Consider the following 6,619-nt stretch of genomic DNA (forward strand, 5'->3'; position numbering starts at 1 on the left):
TCTCAAGCATGGCCGGAAAAGCTCTCGCCAGTGATACGGCGATGATCCTTGCCGCCGGGCTGGGCAAACGCATGCGGCCGCTTACCGCGACGCAGCCCAAGCCGCTGGTGCGCGTGGCGGGCAAGTCGCTGATCGACCATGCGCTGGACAAGCTGGAAAGCGCAGGCGTGGCGCATGCCGTCGTCAATGTGCATTATCTGGCAGACGCTCTGGAAGGCCATTTCAAGGTCCGCAAGCGCGCGCCCGACGTGCGAATTTCCGACGAGCGCGAGCAGTTGCTGGAAACCGGCGGCGGCATGGTGAAGGCCGCGCCGATGCTGCCCGATCCGTTCTTTTGCCTCAACAGCGACAACATCTGGCTGGACGGCCCTAACAATGTGTTCAGCGAACTCTCGCAGGCATGGGATCCGGAACGGATGGATGCCTTGCTGCTGGTGGTGCCGCACACACGCGCGCTGAACCATCGCGGCGCAGGCGATTTCCACCTCGATGCCGAAGGCCGCGTGACCCGCCGCAAGCGGGGTTACGTTGCGCCCTTCATCTACATGGGCGTTCAGATCGTGTCGCACCGGTTGCTGCGCGATGCGCCCGAGGGCCCGTTTTCGACGAACGTCCTGTGGACCCGCGCGATCGAGGAAGGACGGCTTTACGCCGTCTCGCACATGGGGCTGTGGTGCGAGGTGGGCGAACCGGCCGCGATCAAGCCCACTGAGGAATGGCTGACCCGTGCCTGAGAGGGCCGGGCCCCGCATCTATTCCATCGCCGCCCATCGCGGTTTCGCTGATGCCCTGGTGGCCGGGCTGGTCCCGCGCTACGCCGAGCCCGATCTGGGCCTCGCCCGGCTGACCTTGCTGCTGCCGAGCCGCCGTACCGTGCGCACGGTGACGGAGGCTTTCGTTCGTCATTCAGGACAAGGGATGCTGCTGCCGCGCATGGCGGTAGTGGGCGATCTCGATCTGGACGAGACGCTGGGGCCGCTGCTCGATCCGCTGGGGGCGGCGGATATTCCGCCTGCCGCCGATTCCACGCGCCGCTGGCTGCGCCTTGCGCACTATCTGCGCGAAGTGGAGGGAGACAAGGCCGGGAAGGGTGCGGCCCTGCTGCGCCGGGCGTGGGAAATCGGGCGCACCATGGACCGGCTGCTGGTCGAGGGCATCGCGCCGATCGATCTGATGTCGGACGAGGTGATCGGCCTCGTCGGCGATCTGGCCGGGCACTGGAGCGACAATACCCGCACTTTCCTGATGGTGCAGCAATACTGGATCGCGGAACTCTCCGAGCGCGGCCAGATCGATGCGCCCGAGCGCCGCAACCGCCTGTTCGAACACGCCGCGCGGCGCTGGCGCGAGGAACCGCCGCCGCACCCGGTCGTCGCGGCAGGCGTGACCAGCGCTTCGCCCGCGCTGGCGAAACTGCTGCGCGTGGTGAGCGAGCTGGAGCGCGGCAGCGTGATTCTGCCCGATCTCGATCTGGCGCTGGCGCCGGAGGTCTGGGAGGAATTGGGCACGGCCGGGGCGCCCGCGGAAAAGGGCGATCCGCCCTTCGGCCGCCATGACGCGGTGACGCACCCGCAATATCACCTTAAACTGCTGCTCAACCGCATGGGCATTGCCCGCGAGGAAGTGCAGCCCTGGCACCGCTCCGGTGTGTCCGCCGCGCCGCCGGTGCGCAGCAAGGTGATTTCCAACTTGTTCCTGCCGCCGCGTGCTTCGGCGGTCTGGGCGGAACTGAAGCCCGAACACCGCCGGTTGCCGGGCGTGCGGCTGATGGAAAGCACGCACCCCGGCGAGGAGGCGCAGGCCATCGCCGTGCTGATTCGCGAGGCGCTGGAACAGCCCGAACGCCGCGTGGCGCTGATCTCGCCCGATCGCGGTCTGGCCGCGCGAGTGGTCTCGCACCTTCAGCGCTGGGGCATCGCGGCGGACGATACGGCGGGCCGCCCCTTGCCGCAGACGGCGGCGGGGCGCTTGTTGCTGCTGCTCGCCGAAGTGCTCGCAGATCAGGCCGCGCCGGTGCCGCTGATCGCGCTGCTGGTCCATCCGCTGGCGGGCGGCGGGGAAGGGCGCCCCCAATGGCTGGAAAATGCCCGCAAGCTGGACCTCGCCCTGCGCGGCCCGCGCCCGGCAGCCGGTCTGGAAGCGCTCGCCGGGATCGCCGAACAGCACAAGCTGGGCGCATGGTGGAGCATGGTTGAAGCCATCCTCTCGCCCCTTTTCGCATTCGGTGAAAGCGAACCGTTCACCCGCCTGCTCGGCGCGCTGGCCGATGCGGCGGAGGCCTTGTGCGGCGAGGCGGTGTGGGCCGGGCCCGATGGCCGGGCGCTGGGCGCGTTCGTGGAGGACTTGCGCGAAGCCGCCGATGCCGCCGGAACCCTGCTCGATCCGCGCGAGCTGCACGCGGTGCTGCGCGATGCCATGGACCGCGTTTCGGTGCGTCCGCCATGGGGCGGGCATCCGCGCGTGGCGATCTACGGCCTGCTCGAAGCGCGCATGAGCCGGGCGGATCTCGTCATCTGCGGGGGGCTGGCCGAAGGGGTATGGCCTGCCTCGCCTTCGCAGGATTCGCTGCTGCCGCCCGCCGTGCTGCGCGCGCTGGGCGTGCCCGGCGCCGATTTCCGCATCGGCCTTGCCGCGCATGACCTTGCCGCAGCATTAGGCGCGCCCGAAGTGGTGCTGAGCTGGCCGCAGCGCGACGAGGGCGGGCCCGTCATCCCCTCGCGCTTCGTGCTGCGGGTCAGGGCCATGCTGGGCGATCAGGCAGGCCGCCATGACGAGCGGGAAACCTTGCGCCTTGCCCGGATGCTGGATGATGCCGCCCGGGTGCCGCCGCATCCGCGCCCGCAGCCCATGCCGTCCGCCGAAGAGCGGAAGGTGGATGTCTCCGTCACCGGACTAGACCGTCTGCGCGGCGATCCCTACCAGTTCTATGCTAATGCCATTCTCGGGTTGCGCAGCCTCGATCCGCTCGATGCCGAGCCGAGCGCGGCGTGGAAGGGCGAAGTCGCGCACCTCATCATGCAGCGCTGGCACGAGGCGGGCGAGCCGCCGGACGGCCTCCACGCCATCGCGCAGCAGGTGCTGACCGAGGCCAACGCGCACCCGCTGATGCGCGTGCTGTGGTGGCCGCGCCTCGCCGCCGCGCTGGAGACGTTCGAGCATATGATTCTGGAGGCCAAGGCCGAAGGGCGCGAAGTGCTCGGCGTCGAGCAGTGGGGCGACATGCGTTACCGCGACGTGCGCATCCACGGCCGCGCTGACCGCATCGACCGCAAGGCCGATGGCACGCTGGCGGTGGTCGATTACAAGACCGGCCAGCCCCCCTCCGGCAAGCGGGTGGAGGAAGGCTTCGCGCTGCAACTGGGGCTCATCGGCCTGATTGCCGAGGCGAACGGCTTCAAGGGCATCAATGGCGATGTGACCGGCTTCGAATACTGGTCGATGGCCAAGGCCAAGAGCGGCGCAATGGGCTATCAGTTCGAACCGGTGCTGGAAGGGCGCAAGAAGTCCGGCCTGCCGCGCGAGGAATTCCTGCCGACCAGCGAATTCTTCCTCAACGATGCGCTGGACCGGTGGATCCTGGGCACCGAACCCTTCACCGCACGTCTCAATCCCGAACTGGGCAGCTACGCCGATTACGATCAGCTCATGCGCCTTGATGAGTGGCTCACGACCCTCGGTGATACTGGGGGCGATACCGGCACGGAGGATGCAGCATGAGCGGCGGCGCCACGGTCCATCCGCTGCACGGCAACCAGCGCCTTGCCGTCGATCCGCGCGAGACGGTGTGGCTTTCCGCCTCGGCGGGCACGGGCAAGACGCAGGTGTTGTCCTCCCGCGTGCTGCGGCTTCTGCTGCAGCCGGGCGTTGAGCCTTCGCAGATCCTGTGCCTCACTTTCACCAAGGCAGGCGCCACTGAAATGGCCGCGCGCATCAACGGCACGCTGGCCGAATGGGTGCGGCTGAGCGATCCGGACCTGTTCGTGCGGCTCGAAGCCATCGGCGCACCGGCCGATCCGGCTACGCTGGCCCATGCCCGCACGCTGTTCGCCGCCGTGCTCGATTGCCCCGGCGGCGGGCTTCGCATCGATACTATCCACGCCTTCTCGCAATGGCTGCTCGCGACTTTCCCGCTGGAGGCGGACCTCATCCCCGGCAGCCGCCCGATGGAAGACCGCGAGCGCGTGCTGCTGGCGCGGCAGGTGCTGGCGGATCTGCTGGTCCATGCCGAAAGCGATCCGCTGGGCGATCCGCAATTGCTGCGCGCGGTGGAGGAACTTTCGCTGCGCCATGGCCCCGATGCCGTGACCGGCTTCCTGCTGCGCTGCGCCTCCGCGCGCGAAGCGTGGATCGGGCCGGGAAGCTGGCAGTCGGGCGACATGCGCTTCAACCTGCTGCGCCTGCTCGGCCTGCCGAGTGAGGCCGATGCGGACTGGCTGGCCGCGATGTGCAGCGACGAAGCGTTCGACACCCGCTCGCTGCGCCGCTGCATGGAAGTGAACCATGAGTGGGGCACCAAGACCGGGCTTGGCGCGGTCGATGCCATCAGCGAATGGCTGCTGGGCAATCCGGCGCAGCGTCTGGAGAGCATCGACGCGCTGGCGAGCGTGTTCCTGACGCAAAAGGGCCTGCCCCGGTCGAGCGCTTCGCTGGAGAAGCTCGATCCGGCCTATGCCGATTATGCCGCGCGGGTGATCGAGCGCATTGCCGGTGTCCGCGCCGCTGCCGCGCTGCTGTCGCTGGCGGAGCGTCTGGTTCCGGCACTGCGTCTGGGCCGGGCTTTCGCGCTTGCGTGGGACGAGGCGAAGCAGCGCGAAGGGCTGATCGATTTCGACGATCAGATCCGCCGCGCCGCCGATCTGCTGGGCAACAAGGATCAGGCGGACTGGATCCGCTACAAGCTGGACCGCCGTTTCGATCACATCCTCGTCGACGAGGCGCAGGACACCAATGCCGCGCAGTGGGACATCATCTTCGCCATGGCCGAAGAGTTCTGGGCCGGGCTGGGCCAGCGCGGCGATGCGATGCGCACGCTCTTCGTGGTGGGCGACTACAAGCAGGCGATCTTCCGTTTTCAGGGCACCAGCCCCGAAAACTTCCGCCGCGCTGCCGACCGCGTTCGCCGCGAAATGCTGCTGGCGGCGGAGAACGCCGAAATGCTGCGCAGCAACGATCGCGCGCGCAAGCTGATCGAGCTGGGGCTGGACCGCAGCTTCCGCACCGCGCAGCACGTGCTCGATTTCGTCGACCGGGCGATTGCCGGGATCGGGCACGCCAGTTTCGGCCTCGATCATGCGCCCGAACGGCACGAGGGGCAGGCGCGCCCCGGCTATGTCGGCCTGTGGCAGCCCGTCAGCGAAACCGCGCAGGACATCGAAGAGGACGAGGAACAGGAAGAGGGCACCGCCCAGACCTGGCTCTCGCGCCCGGACCGGCGGATGGCGGACAATATCGCGCGGCAGGTCAGGGCATGGCTCGATCCGCTGGGGCCGGGCTTCACGCTGGTGAAGGGCAAGCCGCGCCGGGCCACGGCGGGCGATGTCATGGTGCTGGTGCGCCAGCGCAAGGAACTCGCCGGGCTGATCGTTGCGCGGCTGCACGCAGCGGGCGTGCCGGTGGCGGGCGTCGACCGCCTGCGTCTGGGCGCGCCGCTGGCGGTGAAGGATCTGGTCTCCGCGCTGCGCTTTGCGGTGCAGCCGTGGGATGATCTCAATCTCGCCAGCCTGCTGGTCTCGCCGCTGGTGGGCTGGAGCCAGGAGCAATTGCTGCAACACGGCTATCGCCCCAGACACACGCGCCTGTGGGATCACTTGCGCCGCTCGCGCGAGGGCGATGCGGCGGCGGCGGTGCAGCAGCTCGCCGGGCTGCTGGCACTCGCCGATTACGAGCCGCCGCAGGAATTGCTGCACTGGCTGCTGGTGGGGCCATGGCAGGCGCGGCGCAAGCTGGTCGCCCGGCTCGGGACCGAGGCGAACGATCCGATCGACGAACTGATCAATGCCGCCAAGGCCTATGTCGCCACCGATACGCCGAGCCTCGCCGGGTTTCTCGCCTGGTTCGATGCCGGAGACGGCGAGCTGAAGCGCGAGGCGGACAATGCCGCCGGGCTGGTGCGGGTAATGACGGTGCACGGCTCCAAGGGGTTGCAGGCGCCCATCGTCATCCTCGCCGATGCCGCCGGCAATCCCGAAAGCGCGCGCGAGCGCGGGCTCGATCTGCCCGATCCCGCCAACGAGGCCCGCGCGATCCCGCTGCCGCCGCTCTCGCGCGAGGAAAAGCAGGGCCGCATTGCCGAGCGGATCGAGGCCAACCGGCAGGCCGACGAGGAAGAACACTGGCGCCTGCTCTACGTCGCCATGACCCGCGCCGAGGAAGCGCTGTTCGTGGGCGGCGCGCTCAGCCGCCGCGACAAGGATGGACCACCGCCCAAGAGCTGGTACGCCCGCTTGCGCGAGCTGTTCCCGCCCGAAGCGGAGATCGGGGACGCGATCTGGGGCTCGCGCTGCGAACACGGGGCATTGCCCGCGCCTGTCCCGGCGGAGACCGGCGCCCCCGAATTGCCGCTGCGCGAGCCGCTGCCGTCATGGCTCCAGCGCGGCCCGCCCGCCGAGCCTCGTCCGCC

3 protein-coding genes are annotated in these 6,619 nt (G+C 69.0%); all 3 read left to right on the forward strand.

Going from position 1 to position 6,619, the window contains the following annotated elements:
- Positions 1 to 8: 8 nt before the first annotated feature.
- Entirely contained in the window at positions 9 to 734 is a 726-nt protein-coding gene (locus MTR66_RS15775) for a nucleotidyltransferase family protein (RefSeq protein ID WP_243922764.1), read from the forward strand.
- Complete coding sequence (locus MTR66_RS15780; RefSeq protein ID WP_243922767.1) at positions 727 to 3,717, forward strand: PD-(D/E)XK nuclease family protein; 2,991 nt, start codon at positions 727 to 729, stop codon at positions 3,715 to 3,717. The genes MTR66_RS15775 and MTR66_RS15780 overlap by 8 nt, the downstream gene beginning before the upstream one ends.
- Positions 3,714 to 6,619, forward strand: a 2,906-nt coding sequence (locus MTR66_RS15785) for a UvrD-helicase domain-containing protein (protein ID WP_243922769.1), incomplete at its 3' end; no start/stop codon positions are given. The genes MTR66_RS15780 and MTR66_RS15785, both read left to right, overlap by 4 nt.

It is taken from the genome of Novosphingobium beihaiense, assembly GCF_022832375.1.
Taxonomy (GTDB): domain Bacteria; phylum Pseudomonadota; class Alphaproteobacteria; order Sphingomonadales; family Sphingomonadaceae; genus Novosphingobium; species Novosphingobium beihaiensis.